Annotated in this window: 22 protein-coding genes and 1 pseudogene (1 of these 23 running past the window's edge); 11 read left to right on the top strand and 12 right to left on the bottom strand. The window is 39.1% G+C overall.

Annotated elements, in window-relative coordinates; all coding sequences use genetic code 11:
• The 3 genes and pseudogenes from LI954_RS01130 to LI954_RS01140 all read right to left on the bottom strand — a co-directional run.
• Positions 1-1,221, bottom strand: partial view of a glycoside hydrolase family 32 protein gene (locus LI954_RS01130; RefSeq protein WP_229443265.1) — the 5' portion only. 162 nt of this gene lie to the left of the window's left edge; 1,221 of the gene's 1,383 nt are visible here — the first part of the coding sequence; its start codon is at positions 1,219-1,221; the stop codon falls past the left edge of the window.
• A 23-nt stretch (positions 1,222-1,244) separates the two neighbouring features.
• A pseudogene (locus LI954_RS01135) lies at positions 1,245-2,630 on the bottom strand (sucrose-specific PTS transporter subunit IIBC); the annotation flags it as partial.
• 163 nt (positions 2,631-2,793) lie between these two features.
• Positions 2,794-3,783, bottom strand: coding sequence for a LacI family DNA-binding transcriptional regulator (locus LI954_RS01140; RefSeq protein ID WP_229443267.1), 990 nt, complete (start codon positions 3,781-3,783; stop codon positions 2,794-2,796).
• Positions 3,784-4,057: 274 nt separating this feature from the next.
• Between LI954_RS01140 and LI954_RS16000 the strand changes: the two genes are divergently transcribed.
• Complete coding sequence (locus LI954_RS16000; protein ID WP_267491395.1) at positions 4,058-4,192, top strand: hypothetical protein; 135 nt, start codon at positions 4,058-4,060, stop codon at positions 4,190-4,192.
• A 141-nt stretch (positions 4,193-4,333) separates the two neighbouring features.
• Positions 4,334-4,519 (top strand): hypothetical protein, encoded by a 186-nt coding sequence (locus LI954_RS01145; RefSeq protein ID WP_229443268.1) that lies wholly within the window; start codon positions 4,334-4,336, stop codon positions 4,517-4,519.
• Between the two features lie 717 nt (positions 4,520-5,236).
• Here LI954_RS01145 and LI954_RS01150 read toward each other — a convergent pair.
• Both LI954_RS01150 and LI954_RS01155 read right to left on the bottom strand, forming a co-directional pair.
• Positions 5,237-5,908: an MBL fold metallo-hydrolase gene (locus tag LI954_RS01150; RefSeq protein WP_229443269.1), complete on the bottom strand. Its 672-nt coding sequence runs from the start codon at positions 5,906-5,908 to the stop codon at positions 5,237-5,239.
• The gene (locus LI954_RS01155) at positions 5,895-6,359 is read right to left on the bottom strand and encodes a MerR family transcriptional regulator (RefSeq protein ID WP_229443270.1); all 465 of its coding nucleotides are present in this window, start codon (positions 6,357-6,359) and stop codon (positions 5,895-5,897) included. Before LI954_RS01155 ends, LI954_RS01150 begins: the two co-directional genes overlap by 14 nt.
• A gap of 174 nt (positions 6,360-6,533) precedes the next feature.
• Here LI954_RS01155 and LI954_RS01160 point away from each other — a divergent pair, with 174 nt between their 5' ends.
• The 5 genes from LI954_RS01160 (at position 6,534) to gor (ending at position 14,118) form a co-directional block, all read left to right on the top strand.
• Positions 6,534-7,001: a CtsR family transcriptional regulator gene (locus LI954_RS01160; protein ID WP_202066221.1), complete on the top strand. Its 468-nt coding sequence runs from the start codon at positions 6,534-6,536 to the stop codon at positions 6,999-7,001.
• 3 nt (positions 7,002-7,004) lie between these two features.
• Positions 7,005-9,494 carry an ATP-dependent Clp protease ATP-binding subunit gene (locus LI954_RS01165; RefSeq protein ID WP_229443271.1) on the top strand — a complete coding sequence of 830 codons (2,490 nt, stop codon included), beginning with the start codon at positions 7,005-7,007 and terminating at the stop codon, positions 9,492-9,494.
• A gap of 276 nt (positions 9,495-9,770) precedes the next feature.
• Positions 9,771-10,691: a peptidase U32 family protein gene (locus LI954_RS01170; protein WP_229443273.1), complete on the top strand. Its 921-nt coding sequence runs from the start codon at positions 9,771-9,773 to the stop codon at positions 10,689-10,691.
• 132 nt (positions 10,692-10,823) lie between these two features.
• A complete protein-coding gene (locus tag LI954_RS01175) occupies positions 10,824-12,065 on the top strand; it encodes a peptidase U32 family protein (RefSeq protein ID WP_202066227.1) in 1,242 nt (413 codons plus the stop codon).
• A 700-nt stretch (positions 12,066-12,765) separates the two neighbouring features.
• Positions 12,766-14,118 carry a glutathione-disulfide reductase gene (gor, locus tag LI954_RS01180; RefSeq protein ID WP_229443274.1) on the top strand — a complete coding sequence of 451 codons (1,353 nt, stop codon included), beginning with the start codon at positions 12,766-12,768 and terminating at the stop codon, positions 14,116-14,118.
• A 287-nt stretch (positions 14,119-14,405) separates the two neighbouring features.
• On the opposite strand, the gene LI954_RS01185 is transcribed toward gor, so the two are convergent.
• From LI954_RS01185 to LI954_RS01200, 4 genes are all read right to left on the bottom strand, one after another.
• Entirely contained in the window at positions 14,406-15,392 is a 987-nt protein-coding gene (locus tag LI954_RS01185) for a polyprenyl synthetase family protein (RefSeq protein WP_202066232.1), read from the bottom strand.
• Positions 15,393-15,414: 22 nt separating this feature from the next.
• Complete coding sequence (locus LI954_RS01190; RefSeq protein ID WP_202066234.1) at positions 15,415-15,969, bottom strand: Gx transporter family protein; 555 nt, start codon at positions 15,967-15,969, stop codon at positions 15,415-15,417.
• A gap of 17 nt (positions 15,970-15,986) precedes the next feature.
• Positions 15,987-16,403 (bottom strand): NusG domain II-containing protein, encoded by a 417-nt coding sequence (locus tag LI954_RS01195; protein ID WP_202066244.1) that lies wholly within the window; start codon positions 16,401-16,403, stop codon positions 15,987-15,989.
• Between the two features lie 717 nt (positions 16,404-17,120).
• On the bottom strand, positions 17,121-19,049 hold the full coding sequence (locus tag LI954_RS01200; protein ID WP_202066246.1) for an NAD(P)/FAD-dependent oxidoreductase: 1,929 nt from the start codon (positions 19,047-19,049) through the stop codon (positions 17,121-17,123).
• A gap of 293 nt (positions 19,050-19,342) precedes the next feature.
• Here LI954_RS01200 and pplA point away from each other — a divergent pair, with 293 nt between their 5' ends.
• The 3 genes from pplA (at position 19,343) to menA (ending at position 22,900) form a co-directional block, all read left to right on the top strand.
• Positions 19,343-20,278: an extracellular electron transfer flavoprotein PplA gene (gene pplA, locus LI954_RS01205; protein ID WP_202066247.1), complete on the top strand. Its 936-nt coding sequence runs from the start codon at positions 19,343-19,345 to the stop codon at positions 20,276-20,278.
• A 573-nt stretch (positions 20,279-20,851) separates the two neighbouring features.
• Entirely contained in the window at positions 20,852-21,928 is a 1,077-nt protein-coding gene (locus tag LI954_RS01210) for an FAD:protein FMN transferase (protein WP_229443275.1), read from the top strand.
• Between the two features lie 12 nt (positions 21,929-21,940).
• Complete coding sequence (gene menA / locus LI954_RS01215; protein WP_229443276.1) at positions 21,941-22,900, top strand: 1,4-dihydroxy-2-naphthoate polyprenyltransferase; 960 nt, start codon at positions 21,941-21,943, stop codon at positions 22,898-22,900.
• Between the two features lie 4 nt (positions 22,901-22,904).
• Here menA and LI954_RS01220 read toward each other — a convergent pair whose 3' ends face one another.
• A complete protein-coding gene (locus LI954_RS01220; protein WP_229443277.1) occupies positions 22,905-23,882 on the bottom strand; it encodes a biotin--[acetyl-CoA-carboxylase] ligase in 978 nt (325 codons plus the stop codon).
• A gap of 194 nt (positions 23,883-24,076) precedes the next feature.
• On the opposite strand from LI954_RS01220, the gene LI954_RS01225 reads away from it, so the two are divergent.
• Positions 24,077-24,289 (top strand): zinc ribbon domain-containing protein, encoded by a 213-nt coding sequence (locus LI954_RS01225; RefSeq protein WP_229442265.1) that lies wholly within the window; start codon positions 24,077-24,079, stop codon positions 24,287-24,289.
• 54 nt (positions 24,290-24,343) lie between these two features.
• Here LI954_RS01225 and LI954_RS01230 read toward each other — a convergent pair whose 3' ends face one another.
• Positions 24,344-25,147 carry an ABC transporter ATP-binding protein gene (locus LI954_RS01230; protein ID WP_202066263.1) on the bottom strand — a complete coding sequence of 268 codons (804 nt, stop codon included), beginning with the start codon at positions 25,145-25,147 and terminating at the stop codon, positions 24,344-24,346.
• Positions 25,147-26,094, bottom strand: coding sequence for an ABC transporter permease (locus LI954_RS01235; RefSeq protein WP_229442312.1), 948 nt, complete (start codon positions 26,092-26,094; stop codon positions 25,147-25,149). Before LI954_RS01235 ends, LI954_RS01230 begins: the two co-directional genes overlap by 1 nt.
• Positions 26,095-26,127: the final 33 nt, after the last annotated feature.

Genomic DNA, 26,127 nt, shown 5'->3' on the forward strand with positions numbered 1-26,127 from the left:
CTGGTATAGAGGCTCATCCAGAATTAGTTCCCTAACTTCAATCTCTCCATTGAACCAATTTAAACGGTTTAACTGTACCTTTTTTTCGGATGCATCATAGTTAAAATATAGATTGTCATTTATACAATAAGAAAAGTTTGAGAACCCCTGATAATTTTCTGAAAGCAGCTCTAATCGGCAATTTGGAAATGTAAAGATTTCATTTTGAACATTAAATTTTGTTTCTGCAGTTCTTAGCTGCTGCAACTCTGCAACTGGTCGCTGAATCAAGTGATCGTCTTTAACCGTCAGCTCTCTGGGAATTGTCAGCATATGCAGCCACCCCTCTTCTATCGTAGGTACCGTTGTCTCCTGTTCAGGAAACATTGAGCCCATCCAGCCCAAAGAAAGTACTCGCCCATCTGCTTTAAAGCTTTGAGGAGCATAATAATCAAATCCCCAGTCAATCTCGCGCATGTCCATGTCTGTTGAAAATATGCCGTTTTCAAATTTTCCACTACGATAAACAGTCTGATTCAAATTTTTATAGTGTATGTCACCTTCTTCAATTCCTTGAGGTGAATAAATAAAGATATCCTGCTCCTCAAAGTGAAGCAAATCAGGACATTCCCACATATACCCGTTTTGTTCAAGGATACGTTCATCACCGGCTCTCAGAAATAGTCTAGGTCCCTCCCACTCAATTAAGTCTTTGGAAAAGTAGACTAATGCTTCTCCTTGTTTTTCATTGGTTTGAGCACCCAATAACAGGTACCAGCCCTGTTGTTCAGGATCGTACCAAACCTTCGGATCACGAACATGACGTGTGTAGCCTTTAGGGTGAGGGAAAATCGGTCCAATTTTTCTAAATGTAAAACCATCCTCTGATACAGCCATACATTGATAACTGAGATTTATTCCGGCAGCATCAATCACATTTCCTGTATAAAACACATATAATTTTTCCTGATATTCAACTGCACTTCCCGAATAAACACCATCTTTATCAAACCATTTGTCAGGGAACAGAGCGATTTCCGCTTGTTGCCAATGAATTAAATCAACTGAATAAGCATGCCCCCAGCATTTATTTTCATGTGTTGTATTTTGAGGGTTTAGCTGATAAAACACATGGTAGAATCCTTTAAATTTGATTAAACCATTTGGATCATTTAATAATCCTTTCTTTGGGAAAATATGATAGCCTAATGAATAGTCTATTTTTTCAGTTTGTTCATCCAAAAATTCAACACCCCCAACTTTTCTTCTCTTAATTTATCACTATATCCAAACATGTAAGTTAATGCAAAGGCAACTCCTATTGAAACCAAATTAGCCAATACATACTGAATTAATTGACCATTTAAATAAAGCAATGTTCCCGGAATTACAGTTATTGACATGCCTGTTCCGGCTAAGCTCATTAAGCTTGCTGTAAAACCACCTGCTGCCCCTCCTATCAGTCCCATGATAAACGGTTTTACATAACGAAGATTCACACCAAAAATAGCTGGCTCAGTAATCCCCAAAAATGCAGATAAAGCGGATGGAAACGCCAAAGCTTTTAATTTAGAAGAGTTGGTTTTAACAGCTACAGCCAGAGTTGCTCCCCCCTGTGCTGCTATTGCACAGGTTATAATCGCATTAAATGGATTAGCACCTGTATTTGCCAACAGCTGTACTTCTAAGAAATTAAAAATATGATGGATTCCTGTTACTACAATTAGCTGGTGGGAGAATCCGATTATTAATCCTGCCAAACCAAATGGCAAATCTAAAATCCACTCAGTAGCATTCAAAACCACTGTTTCCATTGAATGGAAAATCGGTCCTATAATCATTAAAGACAGCAGACTCATTACTAGTAATGTAAGAACTGGTGTTACTAAAAGATCCAATGTATCAGGAATTACTTTTCTTAACGATTTTTCAAATTTAGCGCCCAGAACACCGGCAATAAATGCAGGTAAAACAGTCCCCTGATAACCCACAATTGGAATAAAGCCTGCTATTATGAGAGGGGCAGCTGATCCATCGGCTATTGCATATGCGTTAGGCAGAACTGGATTTACCAGCATCAGACCCAAAACAATCCCAATAACAGGACTTCCTCCAAATACCTTAAATGTTGACCAGGCAATTAATGCTGGTAAAAAGGCAAAGGCTGTATCTGTTAAAATTTGTGTATATAATAAAAAATTTGGATTAATTGATTCAGGTGTTGTACCCAAAACAGCCAGTACCTGGGGTTGTGTCAATAACCCTCTCAAGCCCATAAACAAACCGGTTGCAACTAAAACAGGAATAATCGGTACAAAAACATCCCCAAAAGTTCTTAACATTTGCTGGAACCAATTTCTGGATTCAGCAGTTTCATCTTTCATTTCAATCTTTGATGATTCATTGCCCTCTAATTTAGTTATTTCATCATAAATTTTATTTACCGTTCCTGTTCCAAAAATAATTTGATACTGTCCCGAATTAAAAAATGCTCCCTTTACCTTGTCAATTGACTCCACCTTTTCTTTATTAATCAACGATTCATCATTCACCATAAGCCTTAAACGTGTTGCACAATGAGCTGTGCTTCTGACATTTCCTGGCCCACCTATTGCTTCAATAACTGCTTTTGCAATCTCACGATTTTCCATCTTTCTTCCTCCTTGATAAGGAACCGTTCCCACATTCAGTTCAAACGTATGGAACCGTTCCCTTTTTCATCAGAATAACTGCTTTTCATTAATATGTCAATCAAAATTTTTAAGCGATAAGCAACGCAGTTTCTCCTGCAGTTGCTTATCGCTTCTGATCCATCTATTTATTTTTAAAATAACCGACACTATCCCGATACAACAAGTCTATAGGAATTTCAGGAATAGAGTCTATTGTTTCTCGATAAATCAGCTTTTCCATACAATCTGAAGCAAGTGCCCCCAACCTCTCATGATGTAAGTCAATGGTAGTTAAAGATGGATAAACATAGTCTCCAATAGAATACCCCCCAAAGCCGGCAACTGAAACGGTTTCTCCTATAGTTATTCCCAGCCTGTGTGCCGCTTTCATCAAACCAATGGCTATATTATCTGTAGCCGCAATATAAAGACTTCCCTGTGGAGCTTGAAGCTCTTCATATCCCAGATGAAATGCATCTTCCACTTCAAAACCTGTCTCCAGAAAAGTGAGCTGTGTTCCCTTTAGTTGAGAGAACCCGGCAATTACTCCTGCTTTTCTTTTCACACCAACCTCGATATCCTGTTCAGTAACTCCCACGTAAACAATCTTCTGATGTCCAAATTGAAGTAAGCCTTCAGCTAAATATATACCCGCCTGATAATTATCATGAGTTAAAGAAGTAATTCGTTCATCTTCTTGCCCTAAAACCAAAACTGGTACTTTTAAAGTCTTAATTGTTTCTATATGCCTTTCAGTAATAGCTGTTGCCATTAAGATAATACCGGCAACTTTATTCTGTTCCAGATTATGTAAACTCTCAATTTCCCGATTTATATTTAACTCTGTATTAACCATCAACAGCTGGCGGCCATACTCACGCTCTTTCCGCTCAAGACCAACTAAAGTGCTGATAGCTGATGGAGAATTAATTCGTGGTAAGATGACACCTGTAAAATTACTTTTCTGTGATTTTAGATTACGGGCGAATTCGTTTGGACTATAATTATGTTTTTGTATAATTTTTTCAATTTTTTCAGCAGTTTCTTTACTTACATAGCCGTTATTGAGATAGCGGGAAACTGTACTTTTTGAAACTCCGGCTTCTTTTGCAATTCCTTTAATAGTAATCATAAATTACCTCCATAAAAGTACCTTATCTCTACAATAATTCAAAAGTCTGGGTAAATCAATAAGAATACAATTTTGAATTTACCTATTTTTCACTAAAAACTCTATTATATCAATAGTTATAGAAGCTGTCTTCTAAACAAATGAAATACACTTCTAAACACTGTTAGTTCAATGATTTTCTGTATTAGTTTCAAAAATCAGTGAACGTTTTGTTTTACAGATCGAGGAGGAGATCAATGGTTACTGTTACGTATTTATGTTTGAGGACAATGAAATGGGTGAGCCTGAACTGGCAAAGGATTTTGAAGTGAATATGGGAAGAATGATTAATATGATTCCAATTCCATTGGAAAATGGTCAAATGAATGCATTTATGACTAATCTTCCAGCAACAATCATGAGAGAATAAATTCTTGAACTCTATAATAAGTACTGGGAAATCGAGAAACTCTGGCAGATAATAAAAAACAAATTAAAAATGGAACAGGTTTCGGGCAGAAGCTCGATTTGTGTCTATCAAAATTTTTTAGCCTGAGGGTTTGTTTACAACATGGTTCAGGATATGATGAGTCATTTAAATCAGAGTCAGAAAGAGACAAAAAAGAAAATCAATGAAAATATAATGATTGGGTTGTGGAAAGATCAGTTGATTGACATTATCTTTGAAAATGACAGCAAGGAAAAAAGGCTTCGGTTCAAAAAGTTGGCAGAAGACATTCTGCTATGCTTCGAGTAATTGGAGAAGCCCTTGTACTATGACTTGAATTGAAATGAGTGTTCCACGATAAAACACCTATTTTTTATAAAATAGTAATTATCAAAAATTTCATCTTATTGTCAAAGAAATTTCTTTGACGGTTATTTGAGACATACAAACATTGCTCCTGAGATTACTCGTTGCACTGGAAGGTTCTAAAATGTACCCAGTAACCGCAGGTAACAAAAAGCTTGTTGCTTCTATGTCTATATTTTTCACTGCACTATACTTCGTTTCGATCTCATCACTTTCTAAATGGCAAAGCCATTAAGAATTGAAGGACTTCGTTCCGATCCTCGAAGCATGTCTGGGGGGGCATGTATGAACTTGCTCCTACGCTTCTTCGAATGCTCGAATCATACAAAGACTGGAACACCGTTTATTCGGTTTTAAGGATCTCAGACATACTTTTGTCACAGTCCCTTGAAGGATTCCGTTCTGATCCTCGAAGCAGTTATTGTTCGCCTCAAGTTGTCAGTTCCACTTTTGTCAGATTTTTTAGTAGAAGGATATACGTATGATAGTCAAATGAATTAGCGAGTATTCATTCCAGAAAGAGAAGCCATTAATATAAAGACTGGAAGACTGTTTATTCGCTCTTAAGGGTTCAGGACATATGAATGCCACAATCTCTCCTTATATTTTTCTTGTTCAGAGGCTAAATCCTTTCATATTGTTAGTTTAAAAAAAGCCAAATTACAGGTTGTTTTCTGCCCGCTGAATAATCGATTCGAATATCGCTTCATTATAAGTAACCGCTGCTCCGTGTCCGCAAAAAATTTGTTTCAGCTGAGTCTGTTGGGTTAATTTTTTTACAGATTGAATTGCTTCCTTTCTATTGTTCGTTGCCAACGCAGGGAATGGAAAGAGCCAGCGTGTATCACCTGAAATTGCCAGTCCTCCCCTTGTCTGAAGAAGGTCCCCAACATAGGCAGAATCATTTCGTCTATCAATTAAAGAGATAGAACCGTTAGTATGACCGGGTGTTTCATATATTGACAAAGAGCCGATGCTGCTGCATTCATCCAGCAGAAGATCTGGCTGAACCGGCATATTTATATTTTTTACATGATTAGAACTATCCTCAAATTCTTTTCTGCCAATACATATTTTTGCTTGGGGGAAATGATCTTTTATTTTGGTGAGGTCCCCTGTATGATCCGAGTGAGCATGGGTAATGACGATGTATTTTAATGGCAAATCGGTTTCTTCAAGGGCTTTAATGATGGACTTCGCTTGTCCGTTTTTGCTGCAGTCAATCAGTGTGCAGAAATCGTTTTCCAGGATAATATAACAGTTTATTGGAAATATCCTGGGCATAGTAATCAGTTGAAGTGAGTATGTCTGTGGGTACCTAATAATTTTCATCAGCTTCCTCCTTAATCTCTTCAAAAACAGCCTCAATAAAATGATCTAAAAAATGAACAGCATTGTTCTTTTGCCAATACTTGAGTAGCTCCTGAAAATTTTCCGGGTAAGGAATCTGTTTTAAAAGATCCAGAATTGACTGATAATGTACAATGGTTTTTTCCAGATCAGTGATTTTCTTTTTTAGAAGCTCCTGACCTTCCAAGTTGCATGCTTCTGATAGCTCCTGATCAAAAAGAATTAGAAAGGCTTTGATTTCTTTTAGTGAGAAATGAGCGTATTTCATAACAACAATGTATTTTAATTTTAACAAATCATTTTGGGAGTAGAATCTGTAATTATTATCTTTTCTTTCAGGAAAAATCAGTTTTTCTTTTTCGTAGTAACGGATTGTGTCCTTTGATAAATGGGTCATTTTAGCCGCTTCATTAATTGTCCACATAGTCTTCATAGTAAATCCTCCTTGCATTTATCATAACATTGAAGTAAACTCCACAGTCAACAGAGAAAATAATTTGTCAGGAAAAGCTTTATTTTCAGTAAAGTATAAGCTTTCTTCTTTATTTACTGTTTCAAATTCGATATAATTATGGTCAGTAATAGTCAAGGGAGAAGGATGGATATGATGAATAATCAGAACACTTCTGATTTGATTGAGGCGTATTTGAAAAAGATTTTAGAGGAAAGCAATAAAATTGAAATTCGTCGTGCAGAAATGGCTAACTTGTTTAACTGTGTTCCCTCCCAGATAAATTATGTAATAAACACTCGTTTTACGATTCAGCGTGGTTATGCGGTTGAAAGTAAGCGGGGCGGAGGCGGATATATTCGGATTGCTAAGGTTCATTTGTCAGACAGTACACAACTGTTGGATCAGATTGAAAAATTTATCGGTGATCAGCTGTCAGAGAAAGATGCACTGACTTTTGTGCAGAAATTATATGAGGAAGAAGTTATTACAAAACGGGAAGGAAATATTATGCTTGCCGCTTTAGGAAAAAATGTGCTGGGAAAATTTGGTGCAAATGAAGAATTTTTACGGGCTCAGTTAATGTGTTCTTTTTTGGAACGTCTGAGCTATGAGGAGGAATAAACTATGGATGAGTTATTTACAGAAAGTGCCAAGGCTGTTTTAGCTATTGCACAGGAAGAAGCAAAATATTTTCGGCATCAGTCGGTAGGTTCAGAGCATTTGCTGTTGGCGTTGATCATTGAATCGAATGGAATTGCAGGAAAAACACTGCGCCAGTTAAATGTTGATAAAAATGAAGTGAGAGAAGAAATTGAACATCTGGTAGGTTATGGGGTTGTAAAATCTTATCCCAAAGGTATCTATTTACCTTATTCTCCTCGTTCAAAACAAATTTTTGCTTACTCAGGTGAAGAAGCAAAGCGGTTGGGTGCTCCAAATATTGGTACGGAGCATTTACTGCTGGGTTTGTTAAGAGATGAAGATATTCTAGCTTCACGAATTCTGGTAAATCTAGGCTTAAGTCTGGTTAAAATTCGCCAGCTGCTAATGAAAAAAATCGGAATCAATGATCCGCAGATGGCCATGTCCGGCAACAAGCGAAAAAATCAAAAAGGCGGATCGGTTCAAAAAGGCGGAACTCCGACTCTTGATTCATTGGCGAGAGATTTAACGAAGCTGGCGAGAGAAAACACTCTTGATCCAGTTGTTGGGCGATCAAGTGAAGTGAGAAGGCTTATTCAGATTTTGAGTCGACGTACAAAAAACAATCCAGTGCTGGTCGGTGAGCCCGGAGTTGGTAAAACGGCAATTGCAGAAGGATTAGCTCAAAAAATTGTGAACGGGGAAGTTCCTCAGACGATGCAGGATAAACGGCTGATGATGCTTGATATGGGCGCACTGGTAGCTGGAACAAAATATCGCGGTGAATTTGAAGATCGACTGAAAAAAGTAATTGATGAAATCTATCAGGATGGTCAGGTTATTCTATTTATTGATGAGCTGCATACCTTGATTGGTGCCGGAGGAGCAGAAGGAGCAATTGATGCATCTAACATCTTAAAACCTGCTTTAGCTCGTGGAGAATTACAGACAATTGGGGCAACAACATTAGATGAGTATCAGAAGTATATTGAAAAAGACTCTGCTTTGGAAAGACGGTTTGCCCGTGTTCTTGTTGATGAACCCACACCGGAAGAAGCAGTTGAAATCTTAAAGGGACTGCGTTCCAGATATGAAGCACATCATGGCGTGGAAATTACAGATGGTGCACTGCATGCAGCAGTTCAATTATCTGTTCGTTATATTAATTCGCGTCAATTACCGGATAAGGCAATTGATTTGATGGATGAATCTGCTGCCAAAGTCCGTTTGGATTTGACAGATGAACCGTCCGCAGTCAATGCGCTTCGCAGTGAGATTCAGGAACTGGCAGATGAAAAGGAAGAAGCCATTCAGGAGCAATCCTTTGAAAGTGCAGCCCGTCTGCGCCAAAAAGAGAAAAAACTGATGCAAAAACTAGAAAACCTGCTGCTTCTTGAACAAAAAGAAGCGTCCGGCTATACGAATAAGGTGACGGAAGAAGATGTTGCTTCGGTAGTTTCTCAATGGACAGGGGTACCTTTACAGCAGCTGGAGAAAAAGGAAAGCGAGCGGCTGATGGAGTTGGAAGCTATTCTTCATCATCGGGTTGTGGGACAGGATGATGCAGTGCGTGCTGTTTCAAGGGCAATTAGAAGAGCAAGAAGCGGGTTAAAAGATCCAAACCGTCCAATTGGTTCATTCATGTTTTTAGGCCCAACTGGAGTTGGTAAGACTGAGCTGGCAAAAGCTCTGGCTGAGACAATGTTCGGCAGTGAGGATGCCCTAATTCGAGTAGATATGTCCGAGTTCATGGAAAAATACAGTACCAGTCGTTTAATCGGTTCGCCTCCAGGCTATGTAGGTTATGAAGAGGGCGGCCAGCTGACAGAAAAAATTCGCCAGAAACCTTACTCAGTAATTCTTCTGGATGAAGTGGAAAAGGCCCATCCTGATGTTTTCAACATTTTGCTTCAGGTCCTGGATGATGGGCACTTGACTGATTCAAAAGGCAGAAAAGTTGATTTTAGAAATACCATTTTGATTATGACATCAAATATTGGTGCAACAGCTATCCGTGAAGAAAAAAATGTAGGTTTTAATGTAGCTGATTTGACAAAAGACCACAATGCTATGCAGAAACGAATTTTGGAAGAGCTTAAGAAAGCATTCCGTCCGGAATTCCTGAATCGGATTGACGAAACAATCGTTTTCCGTTCGCTGGATCAGGAGGAGATTCACAAAATCGTTAAAATTATGAGTAAGGCGATTATTACCCGAATGGCTGAGCAGGATGTTTATCTGAAGATTACTGCTGCTGCAATCGATGCCATCGGAAAAGTCGGCTTTGATCCTGAATATGGTGCAAGACCTATCCGTCGGGCACTGCAGAAAGAAGTGGAAGATCGCTTAAGTGAAGCGTTGCTGTCTGGTCAGGTGCACTTGGGTGATAAATTAACGATTGGTGCAAGCAAAGGAAAAATTACGTTAAATGTGAAAGCCCCGAAAGAAAAGAAAGAATTGCAAACAATTTAAGAATAAAAACAGATGGAGCAGAAGTTAACTGTTTTATCTGGAGAAATAAGCTGGATTAAGGGGAACAATCTCTTATTTCGGCTTTTTTCTGAGCGGATAGAATCAATACCAGTATTTAAAGGTTGGAAAGTTTTCAGGGAAATATAGAGGATTTATGTATATACGTTTTTCCGGCAATTTAAAATTCTTTGTGAAAAGAGGAAGAAAACGCCGAGCTCTATTGGAAAGTTTGTGAACCTGTGATACTATGAAACAGTCGTTGAAGGAGGCAGCAAAATGATTGAAATTATAGCAACAGCAGAGTCTGTTGAACAGGCGGAGTTACTGTTGAAAGCAGGCGTGGATACATTATATATTGGTGAGGAGACATTCGGGTTGAGACTGCCGGCTTCGTTTTCACGGGAGGAACAAAAAGAAATTACAGAATTGGCACATACCGCTGGAAAGCGCCTGATAGCAGCAGTTAATGGAATTATGCATCCGGATAAGATGAAGCATATTCCTGAGTATTTGCACTTTCTGGCAGAAATAGGGGTTGACCAGCTGACTGTCGGTGATCCGGGTGTGATTTACACGCTGCAGAAAGAAAAAATCGATATTCCATTTATTTATGATGGGGAAACAATGGTTACCAGCTCGAGACAGATTAATTTCTGGGCAAAAAGAGGAGCTGCAGGTGCAGTTCTGGCTCGTGAAGTTCCTTTTGAAGAGATGATGAATATGTCGGAACAGTTATTGGTTCCTGCGGAGGTTTTGGTATATGGTGCAACTTGTATCCACCAATCTAAACGGCCTCTTTTGCAGAACTATTACAATTATATTCAGGCTTCAGAAGAAAAAGGGAAAGAGCGGGGCTTGTTTTTATCCGAACCTAAAAAAGAAGAAACCCACTATTCGATTTATGAAGATAGTCATGGTACGCATATTTTTGCAGATAATGACATCAGTATGATACTAGAGCTGGATAAATTATATGACTATGGGTACAAAACATGGAAGCTGGATGGAATTTATGCCCCGGGAGAAAATTTTGTTAAGGTTGCAAAGCTGTTTGTAGAGGCGAAAGAAGGTTTAGAAAACGGAAACTGGACAATAGAGAAGGCTGAACAGATACAGGAACAAATTCAGCAACTTCATCCTGAAAACAGGGGACTTGATGAAGGCTTTTTCCACTTAGACCCGGATGCTATCAGATAAAACAATTGCAGTCAGCGTAATTAAAGGATTCACAATAAAGCACATAGCTAACTGACCATTCACAGAGCGATCAGCAGAAACACAGCAGTCAAATTAATTATTAAGATTAAGAGAAATGAGGAACAGAGGAAGATGGAAAAAGAACGAACATTGAAGCGTCCCGAGGTGCTGGCACCAGCCGGGACGCTGGAAAAATTAAAAGTTGCAATCCGTTATGGAGCGGATGCTGTATATATCGGTGGAAATGCGTATGGGCTCAGAAGCCGTGCCGGTAATTTCACCTATGAAGAGATGCAGGAGGGTGTGGCTTTTGCCGGAGAATACAATGCCAAAGTGTATGTGGCAGCAAATATGGTCACCCACGAAGGAAATGAAGAAGGAGCTGGAGAGTTTTTCCGTGAGCTTAGAGACTTGGGAATCTCTGCGGTAATTGTTTCCGATCCGGCATTAATTGAGATATGTGCAGAAGAGGCTCCCGGATTGCCGATCCATCTTTCAACACAGGCTTCCGCTACAAATTATGAGACACTAGAATTTTGGAAAAATGAAGGGCTGGAGCGTGTAGTTCTGGCTCGGGAAGTATCCATGGCAGAAGTTGCTGAAATTCGTAAAAATACAGATGTGGAAATTGAAGCATTTATTCATGGAGCGATGTGCATTTCTTATTCAGGACGCTGCACTCTGTCGAATCATATGTCAATGAGAGACGCAAACAGAGGCGGCTGTTCACAGTCTTGCCGCTGGAAATATGATTTGTATGATATGCCCTTTGGCACAGAACGTCGAAGTCTGACCAAGAGCGGTGCAGTTGAAGAAGAATTTTCAATGAGTGCGGTGGATATGACCATGATTGAGCATATTCCAGAGCTGATTGAGAATGGTGTAGACAGTTTTAAAATCGAAGGACGCATGAAGTCTATTCATTATGTGTCTACTGTTGCGAATGTATATAAAAAGGCGGTGGATTCCTATATGGAAGACCCCGAAAATTATGAATGCAAACAGGAATGGGTGGATGAGCTATGGAAAGTTGCACAAAGGGAGCTTTCCACAGGATTTTATTATCATACCCCCAGTGAAGAAGAGCAGTTGTTTGGCCCGCGCCGAAAAATTCCTGAATATAAGTTTATTGGTGAAGTAATGGGCTATGATTCCGAAACAAAAACAGCGACAATTCGACAACGTAATCACTTCAGTGTAGGAGATGAGATCGAATTTTATGGCCCGGGGTTCAATCATTTCTATCAAACGGTGGAAGTAATGTACAATGAAGATGGTGAGTCAATTGATAGGGCACCGAATCCAATGATGCTTGTTACGATGCCTGTTGCTCAGCCGGTTTCAGTTGGAGATATGATTCGGAAAAAGAAATAAGAGAATATGCTGGGGTCAGTAGATATAATTATTGTATTTTAGGTGAATTATGGTGAGGTTGTCCCAAAGCTTCTCCATGCGACGAGTAATCGCAGAAGCAGTTATGGTAAGAATTTTTGTAAATTCTTACCCACAAGAGCTTGCTTCTACACTTTTTCGAATGCTCGTCATATATCCTATGGTCATTGTAAGATATGCTGACGCTTTTCCAAATAGACGCGTTTATATTGAAAATCAAACATGGTCCTTCGATTCTTAGTGGCTTTACCATTTAGAAATTGATGAGATCGAAACGAAGTGTAGTGAGACTTGTAGATACAAGAATTTTTCCGTAATAGAAAGTCGGTTATCAGAATGGTATGCAGTGCTCCGATGGGAAATTTTGTCAGAATTTATTCCATATACAAAGAGATAGATAACCGCAGAGGCATATAAAGACTGGAAGACCGATTATTCGGTATCAAGAGGTTGTGACAGAAGTGTTCTGTCTCAAGAACCAGGTAGGTAACATGCATCATCTACTCTGACGAGTCAATCGTAGTGATTTATGTCAATAAGTCGGACTATACGAAAATAGCTACTCATATTTTCAGTATAGTCCGACTTATTTTCGAAGAGACAACTTCTGGAACACCGTTTATTCGGTTTTAGGGATCTCAGACATACAGACCCCTTTTTCTTAAGCAGAGGAGGATAAAAAATGGTTAAAGAATATGATTATATTGTGATTGGCGGCGGAAGCGGCGGTATTGCTTCTGCAAATCGCGCCGGTATGCACGGAGCAAAGGTACTGCTGCTGGAAGGCGGAGCGATTGGCGGAACTTGTGTAAATGTCGGCTGCGTACCGAAAAAAGTGATGTGGCAGGCCAGCAGCATGATGGAAATGATGACTCGGGATGCAGCGGGCTACGGTTTTGATGTAGCCTTGCGTTCATTTGATTTTTATCAGCTGGTTCAGCATCGTGAAAAATATATTGAATTTCTGCACACCGCTTATCAACGTGGATTGGACAGTAATCATGTAGAGCGTATAAAAGAATATGGCGTCTTTGTTGATAAGCAAATAATTAAAGCAGGTGGTGAAAGATATACAGCACCCAATATTTTGATCGCAACAGGCGGACGTCCGAGTAAATTAGGAATTCCCGGAGAAGAATATGCCATTGATTCCAATGGATTTTTCGCTTTGGAAGAATTACCTAGACATATAGTGGTGGTGGGTGCAGGATATATTGCCGCTGAACTTGCTGGAACAGTACTTGGCTTGGGCAGCGAGGTTCACTGGGCATTCAGAAAAGATCACCCTTTACGCAGTTTTGATGAAATGCTTTCTTCAAAAGTGGTTGAGCACTATGAAGCAGATGGGATGAAGCTGTATCCTAATTCTGTGCCTAAATTTATTGAAAAGAAAGATTCAGGAGAGCTGGAAATAGCTTTTGAAAATGGGCAGACGATTATAACTGACTGTGTTCTTTTTGGAACAGGCAGAGAGCCCAATACGGATCAATTGGGATTAGAAAATACTTCTATTGAACTGGACGAAAAAGGGTACGTTAAAGTAGATAAATATCAGAATACAACTCAGAAGGGGATCTATGCTGTTGGAGATGTGATTGGCAAAATTGATCTGACTCCGGTTGCAATCGCTGCGGGCAGACGGTTGTCAGAGCGTATTTTTAACGGTAAGACAGATGAACACCTGGACTATGAGACCATTCCTACTGTGGTATTTACGCATCCAACTATTGGAACAGTAGGACTTACTGAGCGAGAAGCAGTAGAAAAATATGGTCAGGACCAAATAAAACTTTATACATCCAGCTTTACTCCAATGTATTTTGCTTTGGGTGAATACCGTCAAAAATCTGATATAAAAATGATCTGTGTCGGCAACGACGAAAAGATTGTCGGTCTGCATGCAATTGGCCTAGGTGTTGATGAGATGCTGCAGGGCTTTGCGGTTGCAATAAAAATGGGGGCAACAAAGAAGGATTTTGACAATACAGTTGCTATTCATCCAACAGGAGCAGAAGAATTTGTTACGATGAGATAATTGTTGTCTCAATAAAAAACAAAGTAATGCAGTATCCAAGATAATTCTGGATGGTGACATTTACTATGGTACGAGTATTAGAATTGTCAATCCTGAAACCTTTCATATTCAAATATTCGTACCAATACTGGAATATGAAAGTTGTACTGACATAGAACCAATGAATGTTAACTAAAAAAGGCTCAATCGAAAGTTATATGAAGTGACCCCAAAAAGTCTAACTTTTTGGGGTCACTTCAATATCTAAACTTCCAATTGGGTCTCTTTCAGTTATAAAAGTATTTTTCTTATGATGTCCGCACCAAGATTTTCTCCGTAATTTCCAGTAGTATTCTTTTTGTCTGTTTTTCTGTATCAGGTAGTTTCTGAATGCTTTTCAGTGCTTTTTTTGTATAGGCGTCAGCAAGCTGTTGTGCTTTCTTTACACCGCCAGACGTATGTACAAGCTGATACACGGCTTGTGTATCTTCTGCGGATAATTGATCTTTTTTCTTCAAGTATGGCAGCAGTTCTTTTTTGTTTTTCTTCAGTGCATAGAGCAGCGGTAGTGAATAAACACCTTGTTTCATGTCTTCCAGAACAGGTTTTCCTATATGTGAAGAAGACTGTGTGTAGTCAAGGATGTCATCAATAATTTGAAATGCCAACCCAATATTTTTGCCAATCTCTTTGCATTTATTGGCAAACTGAAGTGAACAGCCGCTTTCATAGGCACCAATAAAGCAGCTTAGGGCAAAAAGTTCGGCAGTTTTTCCAGAGATATTTTCAATGTATTGATCAACAGTCATTTCTGTGTCATATCGAGTATCCATCTGTCCCAATTCTCCTGACAGAATTTTATCGATACTTAAGGAGTTCAACTGAATACTTTTCAGTGAAGAGGAGTAGTCAGCTAAAAGCTTAAAACAGCAAATCAGAAGATAGTCTCCAGCATAAACAGCAGTTTGATTACCGAATTGTGAGCGTATTGTCGGCAGGTTTCTGCGGATATCCGCTTCGTCAACAATATCATCGTGAATCAGTGTCGCAGTATGCAGCATTTCAAGGGACGCAGCCAAGGCGACTGCCCGTTCTTGATTTTCTTCTTTTCCGAATTGAGAAAACAGCAGCTGATATGCCGGTCTTAGCAGCTTTCCCCCCGAACGAATCATAGATAAGATCGCCTGCTCGATCTCTTCATTTTTTATTTGAATATTCCTCTCCATTAAAGACAGCGTAGTTTCCAGTTCTTTAGCTAAAGAGGGATAGGGTTCCCACATTTGATGGATCTTCATAGAATAGCTCCTTCAGTTCGTTTTAAAAAATCTCCCATTTTTGTTTCGTGCTCTGTTCGTAATCCAATTGAAATTTGCGAAGAGTCTGCACATGTTTTAATAAGTAATTTGCTGCGATGCCAATGGCGATCCCTGACAGTAATCCAAAAAATGACAGAAATGGCAGATAGAGCATTGGAGCCCATGACTGAGCAAAAAATGACGTTGTAAAAAGTTGTCCGACATTATGCAGGAAACCGCCAACAGCACTGATTCCGATGATGCTGACGCGTTTAGGACCAAGCTGCTTGACCAGAATCATTCCCAAGTAGCTGAGTAAAGCTCCGCTTGCACTGTAAAAGAACGTGGAAAGCGTTCCACCTAGAAGCGTGGATAAAACAAGGCGCATACAAATTAAAAACAATACCTGATTTCTCTTCATCGTAAAAATCGCAATAATTGTGATTAGGTTCGCCAGCCCCAGCTTTGCTCCGGGAGCAAAAGAAAAAGGGTAGGGGATCATGTTTTCCAATAGAGAAATAATCACACCTTGCGCAACCAGCATGGAAATATAAATTTCTTTTTGTAATTTCGTCATATATTTTTCCGGCAATCTTAGTAAATCAGACTGCCGTCCTCATTTCCGTCTGAAGCTTCGACTGTAATAAATAAATTATGCGGCAGGCAGGCGATTGGTGTTTCTCCAGGTTTTGAAATCCAGCCACGGCGGACACAAGCCAAATCACCGCAGTTTGCTTCTTTTATTCGTATCCTGCTGCCGTCCACTTCTATCAGGTTATAATCCCCGTCAGGATCTTCGTATTTATATGTATAAGAAGGAGTTCCTTCCTTCAAATCAAATGTTTTGACTATTTTGCCATCAACTTTTAAAACAGCCTGCAAGGTAACGTCTTCATTGCTTTGTATACCGAATACAACCAGAGGGAGAAAAGAACTGACTGCTAAAATAATAATAATAATAACATCCCAGGGACGTAAGTAGCTTTTTTTGATGAAGTCTTTTACGTTCATAATTCTCCTCCTTAGATATACAGTCTCTGTCTCTTTTATTAATGATAATCTAAATCTTATTTTTTCAATAGGAATAAACTTAAAGTTAGTGTGCTAATTCTTCAATTAGCCAGTTAAAAGGTTGATAAAAATCAGTCCTCATTATTCGAGGTTGTGACAGAAGTGTTCTGTCTCAAGAAATAAGTCGGAATATACGAAAATAGCTACTCATATTTTCAGTATAGTTCGACTTATTTCCGAAGAGACAGCTTCTGCGTCTACGGTTCTCACTTCGTTCCGATCCTCGAAGCATGGAGGGGCTTTGGAACACCGTTTATTCGGTTTTAGGGATCTCAGACATACTTTTGTCACAGTCCCAATTTTCTGCAGTTAAATCATCGTAAGCTGACTTTTTTGCTTCAACTGTCATCCGATCAGTAAAATAAGCTTAGATATCCCAGCCTGTTTTAGCTTCTTCGGCTTTTTCAGCTACATAATAAAAATACTTAATCATTCGTTTCAGGCAGCGGATAAAGAGATTAAAGACTGCTCGCTGCGGTGAATGACGGGTTTGTAAACAGAATCCAGTTTTAGGTGCGAGAATCCGAGGTTCTTAGCACCTAGGTATTGTATGCGGCTTTCCTTATTTTTATTGAAAGAAGAATGTATGCAGTAAATTGTATAAGTGAAAAGAAAGTTCTAGGCTGATCCCCTAGAACTTTCAATCGTTACCATCCTCTATTTGGTGCCGTATCTTGATTTCGGTGTACCGTACCACCATTTACCCAGTTTACGCTGCAGCCAAGGAATTACCCAGCGGTCCAGCCCAATTGCCCGACCGGAACCGTTCATCAAAGCAAGAGCAACGAAAATAAACCAGATGTTTACCCAGTAAAACATTCCTGATAGACAGAAAGCTCCAACTAAACCAATTGTAACTGCACTTGATAACCAAGTGAATAAACCTGCAATTAGTGCCAAAGCAATTAATACTTCAACAATTGTCATGAATTTTTGGAAGAACAATGCCACTTCCTGATTCGGCATCATGAATTTCATTACGCTTTCGAACCATTTTGGCATGTGCTCAAAGACCATCATTGGTTCTTCACCATATGCATAGCTCAGACCAAAATGAGCTGTTTGAGTCACTGCCTCCGCAGCTGTATCAGCTGCTCCGCTGGCTGCCGTTGTTGCTTCAGCTACTTCTGAAGCTCCGGATGTTACTTGTTCCTGAAGCCAAGGGAATGGGAAGACAACTTTGTCAGTGAACCATGATCCTTCACCAAACCAAGTACTTGGGTTCAGATAATCACCGGTACCGACAATTTTTTTCATTGATTCCACCAGCCACATCATTCCGTAGAAAATACGCAGGGGAACACTCCATAAGACATTTCCATAACGTGAAGAATGTCCTCTGGTAACATTTCGATCATCTTTAATGTGGAAGAATTCATGCATCATATACTGGAACATGTAGTATCCTGAACGAATATCAAAGAAATACTTCAAGTTGACAATATGTTTCATGATGATAGCAAGGAAGCCGCTCAGATGAATCTTGTCAAAAAGATTCGCCACACCCCATTTTGCACCAATTGAAACCATGAAGCCTTGATAATTCCCTTTAAATTTATGTTTTTCTCCGCCTTTAATGCTTGCTACAATGTTTGCAGCAGCAGTATGACCAGTTTGTTCAGCAGCCTGAACGATTTGCGGTGTCGGAGTATCAGGGAATTCTTCGTAATACACCAAATCTCCAATGATATAAATATTTTTATCTTCGTATCCTTTTGCCTGCATGTATTCGTTAGCGATCAAACGATTTCCGCGGGCAGCTTCCAAACCGAAATCAGCAGCATCAGAAGTTGCTTTTACACCTGCTGTCCAAATCAGTGTGTGTGTTGGTACTTCTGAGCCGTCTTCTAATTTAATGTGATCTGCTGCAACTTCAACGATAGGAGAGCTTTTCAGTAGTTTTACCTGTTTTTTCTCCATGTAGCGTTCTGCCTTGGCTGCATCATTACGAGTCAGCATATTAAGGATAGTCGGCATTGCTTCAACTACCATTAAAGTAAATTCACTTGGATCAAGTTTTGAATCTTTTGCCAGACGATCTTTCCAGTCAATCAGCTCGCCAATCATTTCAATTCCTGTAAATCCTGAACCGCAGACAACAAAGGTCAGCATTGCTTTACGAACTTCAGAATCTGGTTCGATGGCAGCTTTTTCTACTGTTGCTTCAATATGTTCACGAATTTTCAAAGAGTCCTCAAATGACCACAGAGTAAAGCCGTTTTCTTTAACACCGGGAGTGCCAAAATCGTTTGGTTCTCCTCCCATACCGATAATCAGTTGATCGAACTCGTAAGATCCTAATTTTGTTTTGACAATTTTGTTGTCTTTATCAATTCCAGTGACTGTATCTGTAACTAGATGAACATTCTTTTTACGTGAGAATAACCGCTGCAAGTCGTATTGAATAGCTGTTGGTTCTACACGTCCTCCTGCTACTTCGTGCAATTCTGTCATCATAGTGTGGTAAGAATGACGATCGATCAATGTGATCTCAACATCGTCCTTTTTCAATTTTTTTGCTAAAAATTTAGTTGCTGAAACTCCAGCATAACCCGCACCTACAACGACAATTTTTTGCTTTGTCATTGATAATCCGCTCCTTAACCATAATAAAAGTATAATATTGATCATAATTTCGCAATCGTGTTTAATTATATAGCGACTTTAGTCATTTGTCTAATAACAATTCACAGATTTTGAGAAATAAGCGAATTTACATTAGAAACTTGTGAAAAACTGATAAATATTTGCTTTTATTTCGTCCGGATATTGACATAGATGGGGAATTAGTTAGAATGTTAATTAAATCACAATCTTTTGTTGTGACTAGTTTTTACAACTAGGAAAGTAGTATAAAAAATGAAAAGGTGGACCAAAAAATGAGAACAGCAAAATTTGTAAAAGGCTTTACAGCTATTGCGTTGTCAACATTAGTATTGGCAGCTTGCGGATCAGACAATAAAGATACTGGAGCTTCATCATCAAGTACTGCAACATCAGAAACTTCGGCTGCAACTGAAGAATCCTCAACTGAAGCAGTGAAAGAGGCAGGAGCTGATTTACAGGATGGCACGTATAAATTAGAAGAAAAGAATTACTCTAATGGTTACCGTGTGTCTTTTGAAATTACTGTAAAAGATGGAAAAATTACAGAGTCTAACTATGACAACGTGAATGAAGACGGCAAATCAAAAGTTGATGATGCTGACTACAACAAAAATATGAAAGATAAAGCAGGTACAAACCCTGAAGAGTTTATTCCTAAATTTAATGAAGAGCTGGTTGCCAAACAATCTCCATCAAGTATTGATGTAGTATCAGGTGCAACGCATTCATTTGATTCATTCCAAAACTATGCACAACAATTGATTCAAGCAGCTCAGGCTGGAAATACAGATACAATTGAAATCGATAATGGTGCTGACCTTAAAGACGGCACATATACGTTGAAAGAAAAAAATAACTCTAATGGATACCATACAGAATTCTCTATGGTTGTAAAAGATGGGAAAATTACAGAGTCAAATTATGACAACGTAAATGACGATGGCGAATCTAAAAAAGATAATGCTGACTACAATGAAAGCATGAAAGAAAAAGCTGGTACTAATCCAGAAGCATTCATTCCTGCATTCAATGAGGCGTTTGTTAAAGCTATGGGTGAAGAGGATGGAACTCCTGCTGATATGGATGTAGTATCAGGCGCAACTCACAGCTATCACAGCTTTGTAATTTATGCTGAACAATTAATCAATGCTGCTGAAAAAGGCGACACTGCTGAAATCATCGTTGACAACATTGTAATGAAAAAATAATTTCTAAATGAGCAGCATACGATTCTGGCAGCCAGAGAGAATCTATCTCTTTGGCTGCCTTTCTTAACGGAAAAAGTCTGTTATAAAAAATGAACATAAAGTTTTATCGGATTCTTGATTACAAGATTCACATATAAATAGGAAGACTTCGGAAAAATGAAGACGGTGTGTTGTGATACAAGCTGTCTGCATGTATTTGGTATACATATAAATAAAATAGAAAACTTTAGATGGCTTCAATTTTGCTTTATGTTTACATACTGCTGAATAGAAAATAGCAGTGTTTTGTTGTTTTTGAAAAACGTGCAAAAATTAATATGATCAGCAGAGATAAATCAAACTGATTTTAGTAAGTATTACAAAGAAGATGAAACTGGAGCTGACAAAATAGGTAGTTGGGGGATATAGTTCAGAAACGGCTTCAGCTTGGAGGGGATCTCTCATATCAGTGCAAGGTGAAAAAACATTTTTGTCAAAAAAATTATTTTACTAGTTAAATCAGAAACACTGCATTATACTTGAAGATGGTTTTAGTGTTAACTTATAGACAGTGTTATACAGGAGGCAGAGTGTATGAGAAACAAAAGATTATGGGCTGGTGTTGCTCTTGTTTTTTTATTAGTGATCGTTACAGGCTGTGGTACCGGTAAAAAAGAAGAAGCCAAGGTGAATAAAGAGCCTTATTCACAAAAGGAATTACTATTGGGCACCTATGTAGAGTTGAGAATTTATGATGATGGAAAAGAAGCTGTACTTGATGAGGCTTTTGATCGAATCAAGGAGCTTGGTGATAAAATTACAGTAAATGAGGAAGGTTCAGAGATTGATGAGGTCAATAAGAATGCAGGCGTTAAGCCGGTAAAAGTCTCTGATGATGTTTACAGTTTGTTAAAACGTGCGTATGAATACAGTGAAGATTCACAAGGCGGCTTTGACATGGCAATCGGTCCGATTACAGAACTGTGGCATATTGGCTTTGATGATGCCCGTAAACCCTCCCAGGATGAGATTGATGAGGCACTGAAATTTGTCGACTACCATAAAGTAATTTTGGATGATGAAGAAAAAACTGTTTATTTGGAAGAAAAAGGGATGGCACTTGATCTGGGTGCGATTGCTAAAGGATATATTACAGACGAAGTGGTTAAAGTCATGGAAGATAATGATGTGACTACAGCTATTGTTGATTTGGGCGGAAATGTTTATGTTCTTGGGCACAGCCCAAGAGGTGAAGACGAGGATTGGACGGTTGGGATACAAGACCCGAATAAAGCTAGAAACACGGTAATTGGCACTGTAAAAGAGCGGAATATGACGTTAGTTACTTCCGGTATTTATGAAAGATATTTAAAAGTCAACGGAGAAACCTATCATCATTTATTTGATTCTGAAACAGGCTACCCCTTTGATAATGATATTGCAGGAGTCACTATTATCACTAAAAAATCAATTGATGGTGACGGTCTTTCTACAGCGGTCTTTTCAATGGGTGTGAAAAAGGGCTTGGAATACGTTGAAAGTTTGGAAGATGTAGATGCTGTTTTTGTTACGAAGGATGATAAGGTTTATATCAGCGAAGATATTGAAGGAAACTTTGAACTGGGAGAAGACTCAGGTTATACTATGGGGAACAATTCAGAACTAGAATAAGGAGCAGAAAAAATGTCGCTAAAAGTGTTTTTAGAAGTTGTGGAGATTCGCACAAAATTGGCCAGCTTATTTCCATTTGTAGTAGGTGTGTTGTTCTCAATTACTTATTTTCACCAGTTTTCGCTTATGCATACACTACTGTTTTTTGTAGGTATGATTGTTTTTGATATGGCTACAACAGCAATCAATAACTATATGGATTATCAGAAGGCAAAATCTGAGACTTATAAATACAAGCAAAATATTATCGGCAGGTCAGGTATTTCTCCAACGCTGGTACGGAACATGATTTTCGGTATGATAGGTTTTGCAGCAGTTATTGGAGTGACACTGGCTGTTCAGACCGGCTGGATGCTTCTGATTATGGGCGGAATCTGCTGCTTAATAGGAATTTTCTATACTTTTGGACCTGTTCCATTATCTCGAATGCCGTTGGGGGAAATTTTCAGCGGCATAACAATGGGGTTAGGTATTTTTGCAATAGTAGTCTATTTAAACACAACGGAACATCCGCCTTTTTATCTGGCTGTGGATTTCGATAAAGGAACGTTTTCTCTGGACGGAAATTTCTGGCAGGTTCTGGCAATTGTTTGGGCCTCTTTGCCGTTAGTATTGACAATTGCGAATATTATGCTGGCAAATAATTTGAGGGATCTTGATACAGATATTGAAAATCATCGCTATACGCTGGTTTATTATATTGGCAGAAAGCAGGGAGCTTTATTGTTTCAGCTGCTGATGCTGTCCTGCTACGCAGTGATCTTGCTGGGGTTTGTTTTCGGAATTTTCCATTGGCCGATTTTAATTGTTCTTGCCGCATTTCCAAAAATCCGCAAGAATCTGCTGCAGTTTCGAAAAGAACTGCCAGAGCCAAAAAGCTTCCGGCATTCCATCAATAATTTAATTATTTTTAACGGCAGCTATATCTTAGGATTGTTGTTGACAATTATACTTGAAAAAATCCAGAGCTGATTAATCAGCTCTGGATTTTTTTTAAACTTATTTCACCGGAAGAAAGAATTTTTTCAGAGCCGTCATGCAGCTGCACAATTAGTTCTCCTCGATTATTAATGGTTGCTGCATATCCCTGGTATTCCTGATTGTTCTGAACAAACGTGACTTCCTTGCCAAGGACAAATGATTTTTTTCGGTAACGTTCCATATACTCAAGATTATCTTCGTTGAGTATGGTATAGAAATGGTTCCAGATTGCTGAAATTAGTTCATTTCTGGTAATTGTCGGCAGAGAACTGCTGAAGAGAGAGGTTGCTTTCTGTTGAATCTCTTCAGGGAATTCCTCCTGTCTGATGGAGAAATTAATACCCATTCCAATGATTATAGTAGTGATTTGACCAGATTCAACGTCACTAATTGCTTCGGAAAGAATGCCGCAGACTTTTTTTCCATTAATATATAGATCATTCACCCACTTTATTTCAGTGATCTGATCGGTCAGTTCCTCAATTGCTTCGGCAATGGCAACCGCCATAATTGTCGTATATTGAGCCATCTCTTCGAACACTTGATTTGGACGGAGAAGAATACTCATATAGATACCGCCGCCTTTTTTAGCGAAAAACGGTCGTCCGAACCGTCCTTTTGGTGCTTCCTGAGTGTCTGCGACGATCAAAGTATTGGCAGGTTCTCCCAGTATCGCTGATAGCTTGGCATCATCCATGGTGGAGGCTGATCCCTCCAGAATTTTGATGGAAAGCTTTGGCAGATCTGGTGCTAGATGAAGTTGAATTCCTTCAGCTGATAGAATATCAGAAGGCTGATACTGATAGCCTTTATTGGTACCGCTGTTGATGAGATGTCCTTCCTTTTTTAATTCATTTACGGCTTTCCATATAGCAGTTCTTGAAACAGACAGCTGCTGTGCCATCTCTTCTCCGGAGATGAAGTTAGGGGCTTTTTCCATCAGTAGTGTTAAAACATTGCTTCTTGTTGACATGGGTTTACCTCTCTATTCGATAAATGTATAGTTTATGCTTACAGATTATTTGAAATGTTCTTCCTGTTAATAATAGCATAGAAAACAATTGGAGATGGAGAAAAAAGAAGTAAAAATTCATTCCTTAGATGTATGTATCAGCTGTGCGGATTTGATATAATTTGAGCATGGATAAAAGAAATGAGGAAGAAGAAATGGAAAAAAAGCAATACATCTGTGAGAAATGCGGACACACACATTATGTTTCAGATCAGTTTCAGGCAACGGGAGGAAATTTTGCCAAGATTTTTGATGTTCAGAATAAGAAGTTTATCACAATCAGTTGTGCACAGTGCGGCTATACAGAACTATACAGAGGAGCAACATCCAGCGGTTGGGATATTTTGGATTTCCTGACGAATGGATGATAAAAGAAGAAGCAAAACCTGAAAAAAAGGCTTTGCTTCTTTTTAATATGTTTATCAAACCAACAGCAGCTGATCATCCTTTAATTCTGTTCCGCTGTTTTTATGGAACATGTCCATCAGCTCATTGACGGTCAAATCTTTTTTCTTTTCTTCGTCAATATCGACAACAATAGAACCCTGATGAAGCATAATTAGACGGTTGCCGTAACGAATAGCATCTTCCATGTTATGGGTAACCATGAAAGCAGTCAGCTGCTGTTCTTTAATCAATTTGTCAGTCAGCTCCATAACAGTAATCGAGGTTTTTGGATCTAGAGCTGCTGTGTGTTCATCCAGTAAAATCAATTCAGGACGAATAAGTGTAGCCATCAGCAAGGTAATTGCCTGACGCTGTCCACCTGAAAGCAGTCCAATTTCAGCAGTCAGTCGATTTTCCAAATTAAGATTTAGTTTAGCCAGCTGCTCCTTAAAGAAATCTCTGTTGCTTTTACGAACGCCGCTGCCAAGTCCGCGCTTTTGTCCACGTTTCATTGCCAAAGCCATATTTTCTTCTACAGTTAACCGCACCGCTGTTCCCATCTTGGGATCTTGGAAGACTCGGCTGATTTCTCTGGAACGTACTACAACTTTTTGTTTGGTAATATTTTTTCCGTTCATTTCCATTCTTCCTTCTTCAATGGGAAGTGTTCCTGCAATGCTGTTAAGCAAGGTGGATTTTCCGGCGCCGTTTCCGCCGATAATCGTAATGAATTCGCCTTTGTTAATGGTTAAGTTAATCCCTTTCAGTACATGATTTTCATTGACAGTTCCCCGTTCAAAATACTGATGAAGGTTCTCGATGGTCAATACAGCTGACATTAGCGGACCCCTCTTTTCTTAGGTAATTTCAGTTTTTTCTGAATAAGCGGTGAAGATAGACAGATGACCAGAATAATAGCCGAAAACAGTTTAAGATCTGCTGCATCTACATTCAGTTCCAACACGCAGGCTAGGATAAATCGGTACACAACTGCACCAATTACAATCGTAATCATGCGGAACATCAGCGGTTTGTTTTTGAATAACACTTCAGCAATAATAATTGAAGCCAGACCAATAACAATTGTACCGATTCCTGAGTTTAAGTCAGCAAAGTTGTTATTTTGCACTAGAAGAGCACCTGACATGGCAATACAGCCATTGGAAAGCATATAGCCGATAGTTTTCATCCGGTCCGTATTGATGCCGTTCGCCTGACTCATTTCAATATTGTCGCCGGTTGACCGTGTCGCCAATCCAATTTCAGTTTTAAAGAATAATGTCAGTAATGCTATAACCAGAATAACCACGATCAGTCCAACAAAAATGACACTGTAAACTTTATTCATGCCCATTGCCTGAGCCTGAGTGAAAATGGTCTGTGTACCCAGCAGTGAAATATTAGGCGCACCCATGATGCGGGAGTTAATACTGTAAAGTCCTGTCATCGTAATAATTCCGGCAAGCAATGCAGGAATTTTTAGTTTTGTGTGGAGAATGCCTGAAACAAAACCGGCTAATGCTCCTGAAATAAAAGCAAAGATAAGAGCTGTAACAGGGAGTACCAGCGGATGGCTCTCAAATACAGGCTGCAGGAAAGCAGGCCAAGAGTCCATGTCTTTTGTTAAGGTGACAGCAGCTGCTGCACCGCCTAAAGGAAAGCTTCCTTCCGTTGTTAAATCAGCGATGTCCAAAATACGGTAAGTAAGAAAAACACCGATTGCCAACAAAGACCACAAGAGTCCCTGAGCTGAGGAAGAAAGGAAAATAGTTATCAGATTGGATATCAAAAAAAATCAGCTTCTTTCAAGTAAATTGTG

It is taken from the genome of Enterococcus sp. CWB-B31, from assembly GCF_020567645.1.
Lineage (GTDB): Bacteria > Bacillota > Bacilli > Lactobacillales > Enterococcaceae > Enterococcus_L.

What these genes read in the sequence shown, in the direction of transcription:
- LI954_RS01140 (WP_229443267.1), bottom strand. Translation starts at nt 3,783, where the DNA reads ATGATTACTATTAAAGGAATTGCAAAAGAAGCCGGAGTTTCAAAAAGT.
- LI954_RS16000 (WP_267491395.1), top strand. Translation starts at nt 4,058, where the DNA reads ATGGGTGAGCCTGAACTGGCAAAGGATTTTGAAGTGAATATGGGAAGA.
- LI954_RS01145 (WP_229443268.1), top strand. Translation starts at nt 4,334, where the DNA reads ATGGTTCAGGATATGATGAGTCATTTAAATCAGAGTCAGAAAGAGACA.
- LI954_RS01150 (WP_229443269.1), bottom strand. Translation starts at nt 5,908, where the DNA reads ATGAAAATTATTAGGTACCCACAGACATACTCACTTCAACTGATTACT.
- LI954_RS01155 (WP_229443270.1), bottom strand. Translation starts at nt 6,359, where the DNA reads ATGAAGACTATGTGGACAATTAATGAAGCGGCTAAAATGACCCATTTA.
- LI954_RS01160 (WP_202066221.1), top strand. Translation starts at nt 6,534, where the DNA reads ATGAATAATCAGAACACTTCTGATTTGATTGAGGCGTATTTGAAAAAG.
- LI954_RS01165 (WP_229443271.1), top strand. Translation starts at nt 7,005, where the DNA reads ATGGATGAGTTATTTACAGAAAGTGCCAAGGCTGTTTTAGCTATTGCA.
- LI954_RS01170 (WP_229443273.1), top strand. Translation starts at nt 9,771, where the DNA reads ATGATTGAAATTATAGCAACAGCAGAGTCTGTTGAACAGGCGGAGTTA.
- LI954_RS01175 (WP_202066227.1), top strand. Translation starts at nt 10,824, where the DNA reads ATGGAAAAAGAACGAACATTGAAGCGTCCCGAGGTGCTGGCACCAGCC.
- gor (WP_229443274.1), top strand. Translation starts at nt 12,766, where the DNA reads ATGGTTAAAGAATATGATTATATTGTGATTGGCGGCGGAAGCGGCGGT.
- LI954_RS01185 (WP_202066232.1), bottom strand. Translation starts at nt 15,392, where the DNA reads ATGAAGATCCATCAAATGTGGGAACCCTATCCCTCTTTAGCTAAAGAA.
- LI954_RS01190 (WP_202066234.1), bottom strand. Translation starts at nt 15,969, where the DNA reads ATGACGAAATTACAAAAAGAAATTTATATTTCCATGCTGGTTGCGCAA.
- LI954_RS01195 (WP_202066244.1), bottom strand. Translation starts at nt 16,403, where the DNA reads ATGAACGTAAAAGACTTCATCAAAAAAAGCTACTTACGTCCCTGGGAT.
- LI954_RS01200 (WP_202066246.1), bottom strand. Translation starts at nt 19,049, where the DNA reads ATGACAAAGCAAAAAATTGTCGTTGTAGGTGCGGGTTATGCTGGAGTT.
- pplA (WP_202066247.1), top strand. Translation starts at nt 19,343, where the DNA reads ATGAGAACAGCAAAATTTGTAAAAGGCTTTACAGCTATTGCGTTGTCA.
- LI954_RS01210 (WP_229443275.1), top strand. Translation starts at nt 20,852, where the DNA reads ATGAGAAACAAAAGATTATGGGCTGGTGTTGCTCTTGTTTTTTTATTA.
- menA (WP_229443276.1), top strand. Translation starts at nt 21,941, where the DNA reads ATGTCGCTAAAAGTGTTTTTAGAAGTTGTGGAGATTCGCACAAAATTG.
- LI954_RS01220 (WP_229443277.1), bottom strand. Translation starts at nt 23,882, where the DNA reads ATGTCAACAAGAAGCAATGTTTTAACACTACTGATGGAAAAAGCCCCT.
- LI954_RS01225 (WP_229442265.1), top strand. Translation starts at nt 24,077, where the DNA reads ATGGAAAAAAAGCAATACATCTGTGAGAAATGCGGACACACACATTAT.
- LI954_RS01230 (WP_202066263.1), bottom strand. Translation starts at nt 25,147, where the DNA reads ATGTCAGCTGTATTGACCATCGAGAACCTTCATCAGTATTTTGAACGG.